We start from the raw sequence: 1,072 nt of genomic DNA on the forward strand, positions 1-1,072 counted from the left end.
TCCACGCGTAAGAATCACTTTGATTATCGCTCGCTTAAGGTGAGCGGCTTTAGTCAGGTCTTTCAAAGCCAAGCCAACATAACGCTCAAACTTACCAGCAAGCATTTCAGTTTCACCTAAATCAAGCGCCTTAGTGCCACGTTTAAATCGTTCCAGATGATAACTTAGAAGAGGAATTTTTCCATCGACCACTCTAAGCGTTTCAAATAAACCATCTCCGTAGGCAAGGCCCCGATCAGCGATATCGATTGCCGAGGTCTCAAGCTCATTGACTAAGGTTAAGTGAGCTCGCGTTTTCATTTCTAATCTTCCAAGGCCTGAAAGATTAAAGTGCCATTAGTACCGCCAAAACCAAAGGAGTTCGATAGAGCAGCTTTTATCGGAGCTTTCCTGGCAGTATGTGCCACGAAATCCAAATCACACCCTTCTTCAGGCTCATCGAGGTTAATCGTTGGTGGCGCTACNTGATCAGTGATAGCTTTTACAGAAAAGATTGCCTCAATCGCGCCAGCAGCCCCTAACAAGTGACCAGTCATTGACTTGGTTGAACTAACAAGCAAAGAGCTAGAATGTTCTTTAAACAGGTCTTTGATCGCTTTGCATTCTGCCACATCACCAAGCGGAGTTGAGGTGCCGTGAGCATTAATATAATCAATCGATTCTGGTTCTATTCCTGCATCGTTGATAGCATTTTCCATAGCGGTTCTTGCGCCTGAACCATCTTCAATAGGCGAAGTAATATGGAAGGCATCATCACTCATACCAAAGCCGGTTAGCTCAGCATAGATTGTTGCACCACGCGCTTTTGCGTGCTCCAACTCTTCCAAAACCAGTGCACCTGCGCCATCAGATAGTACAAACCCGTCTCGACCTTTATCCCAAGGGCGGCTGACTTCTTCAGCAGGTCGGTCATTGGAAGACAATGCCTTAGCATTGCTAAAACCTGCAACAGCAATTGGTGTTGTCGCCATTTCAGCACCACCGGCTATCATCACATCGGCATCACCATAGGCAATCGTTCTTGCTGCGTAACCAATGTTATGAGTGCCCGTAGTACAAGCTGTGACTACCG

The 1,072-nt window shown here is 46.3% G+C and carries 2 protein-coding genes; both read right to left on the reverse strand.

Annotation, left to right across the window (positions count from 1 at the left end; genetic code table 11):
* The coding region (locus A3729_RS19045; protein ID WP_197475927.1) for an aminotransferase class IV at positions 1-300 on the reverse strand (300 nt) is incomplete at its 3' end.
* 2 nt (positions 301-302) lie between these two features.
* On the reverse strand, positions 303-1,072 hold a 770-nt coding region (locus A3729_RS19050; protein WP_156498026.1), incomplete at its 5' end, for a beta-ketoacyl-ACP synthase II.

Source organism: Oleiphilus sp. HI0043 (assembly GCF_001634935.1).